The sequence below is a fragment of the Microbacterium sp. genome (assembly GCF_031988965.1).
Classification (GTDB): Bacteria; Actinomycetota; Actinomycetes; order Actinomycetales; family Microbacteriaceae; genus Microbacterium.
The window spans coordinates 1-2,524 of sequence record NZ_DALZXX010000243.1; the positions used below are offsets into that span (position 1 = coordinate 1).

Genomic DNA, 2,524 nt, shown 5'->3' on the forward strand with positions numbered 1-2,524 from the left:
CAGGGAGGCGAGACGTTCGGTCAGTTGCCAGACGATCTCGGCATCCGTCGTCTTCAGGCGCTCGCTCCAGACCGTCGCGGTCGCGCCGTCGGTCAGTGCCACGGTCTCGTCGGGGCGCAGGGGGGCGAACTCCTCGGAGCGGATGCCGAGCAGGTCGCGGAACGCGCCGGGGTAGCCGCCGGTGCGCACCCGGTCCTCCTCGTCGACGATGCCGCTGAAGAACGTGATCAGCGCCGTCGCGCCGTTCTCGACCGCACGGGCGATGGCCGCGGCATCCGCATCGCTGATGAGGTGCAGCGCCGGGACGATGAGCAGGCGGTAGCCGTCGAGGTCGCCGCCGGGACGCACGACGTCGGTGGTGACACCGGCATCCGACAGCGCCGCGTGCGCGGCATGCACCTGGCCGAGGTAGGTGAGCGCCTCGCTCGGGCGGCCCTCGTTCTCGGCGGCCCACCAGCTCTCCCACGAGAAGAACAGCGCGGCGTCGGCGGCGACACGGGTGCCCGCGACCTCGCCGAGGCGCTCGAGCAGATCGCCGAGCTCGACGACCTCGCGCCACTGATCCGAGTCCTCACCCGCGTGCGGCACGAGGGCGGTGTGGTACTTCTCGGCACCCTGGGTCGACGCGCGCCACTGGAAGAAGCAGATGCCGTCGGCTCCGCGGGCGACGTGCGCGGCGATGTTGCGCTGCAGCTCGCCCGGGGCCTTGGCGAGGTTGTACGGCTGCCAGTTCACGGCACCGGTCGACGTCTCCATCAGCAGCCAGGGCGCACCCTGGGCGAGGCCGCGGGTCAGGTCCGCGGCGAACGAGAGCTCGCCTCGGGCGTCGTCGAGGCGGCGGTCGAGGTAGTGGTCGTTGGCGATCAGATCCATGTCGCCCGCCCACGTCCAGTAGTCGAGGTTGCGGATGTGCGCGGTGACCATGAAGTTGGTGGTGACCGGCACGTCGCTGCGCTCGCGCAGGATCTCGGCCTCCGCGCGGTACAGCGCCAGCTGCTCGTCGGAGCTGAACCGCTGGAAGTCGAGGATCTGGCCGGGGTTGCGCAGCGACAGTGCCTGGCCGGGCACGCGCACGTCGTCGAAGTCGCTGTAGCGCTGGCTCCAGAACGTGGTGCCCCAGGCGCGGTTGAGCGCGTCGATGTCGTCGTAGCGGTCGCGCAGCCAGCCGCGGAACGCCTCGGCGCTCGTGTCGCAGTAGCAGAGCGCGTTGTGGCAGCCCAGCTCGTTCGACACGTGCCAGAGCGACACGGCGGGGTGATCGCCGTAGCGCTCGACCACGCGCGTGACGACCTCGGCGGCGTAGGCGCGGAAGATCGGCGAACTCGGGCAGTAGCCCTGGCGTCCACCCTGCTGGAAGACCGTGCCGTCTTCGCCGACCGGAAGGATCTCGGGGTGCGCGGCGGTGACCCACGGCGCGGGCGATGCCGTGCCGGTGCCGAGGTTGATGCGGATGTCGGCGGCGTGCAGCAGCGCGATGATCTCGTCGAGCGCGCTGAAGTCCCACACTCCCCTGGCCGGGTTGATCGACGACCAGCCGAAGATGTTGATCGCCACGAGTCCGACGCCCGCCTGCTGCATGAGCCGCACGTCGTCGGGCCAGACGCTGCGGTCCCACTGCTCGGGGTTGTAGTCGCATCCGAAGACGAGGCCGCGCCCTGCGGAGAGGGTGGCGATGCGGTCGGACACTGCGGCGGCCATGCGAGGCGCTCCTTTGCGGATCATGTGTGCACGTGCACAGTTCGCGGCATGAGAACAGCGATCGGGATTTCTGTGAACGTGCACACATAGTCGCATGTCATCGCGAATCCCGTCAAGTCCGGGTCGCTAGGCTGTCGATCATGAGTACATCCGCGCGCCGTCGCAGCACCGTGCACGACGTGGCGCGCGTGGCCGGGGTGTCGAGGGGAACCGTCAGCCGGGTGATCAACGGCGGCTACGTGTCGGATGCCGCACGCACCGCCATCGAAGACGCGATCCGCGAGGTCGGCTATGTGCCCAACACCGCCGCGCAGAACCTCGTGCGCCAGCGCACCCAGGCCATCGCGTTCATCGTGCACGAGCCGCACGCACTGTTCCTCGAAGACCCCAACATCGGCGCCATCATGCTGGGCACCAACGAGACGCTGTCCGAGGCCGACTACCAGATGGTGTGCCTCGTCGTGGACTCGGTGCGCGACACCGAGCGGGTCGCCCGCTACCTCAACGGCGGCTTCGTCGACGGCGCTGTCATCGTCTCGGCGCGAGCGCAGGACCCGATCACCAAGGCCGTCATGCGCCTCGACCTGCCGGTCGCGTACGTCGGCCACCCGCCCGACGTGGATGCCGCCTGGGTCGGCGTCGACAACCGCGGCGCGGCGCACGCCGTGACCTCACGACTCCTGGCGACGGGACGGACGCGCGTCGGCATGATCGCGGCCGCGCTCGATCGCGACTCGGGCACCGACCGCCTCGCCGGCTTCACCGAGGCCCTCGGCGATGCCTTCGACCCCGACCTCGTCGAAGAGGTGCCGCTGTACTCGTACGC

At 70.0% G+C, this 2,524-nt stretch carries 2 protein-coding genes; one reads left to right on the forward strand and one right to left on the reverse strand.

Going from position 1 to position 2,524, the window contains the following annotated elements; translation table 11 throughout:
- On the reverse strand, positions 1-1,698 hold a 1,698-nt coding region (locus RTM68_RS18250), incomplete at its 3' end, for a beta-galactosidase (RefSeq protein ID WP_312173706.1).
- Between the two features lie 140 nt (positions 1,699-1,838).
- On the opposite strand from RTM68_RS18250, the gene RTM68_RS18255 reads away from it, so the two are divergent.
- Positions 1,839-2,524: LacI family DNA-binding transcriptional regulator (locus RTM68_RS18255; RefSeq protein ID WP_312173708.1), on the forward strand; the 686-nt coding region annotated here is incomplete at its 3' end.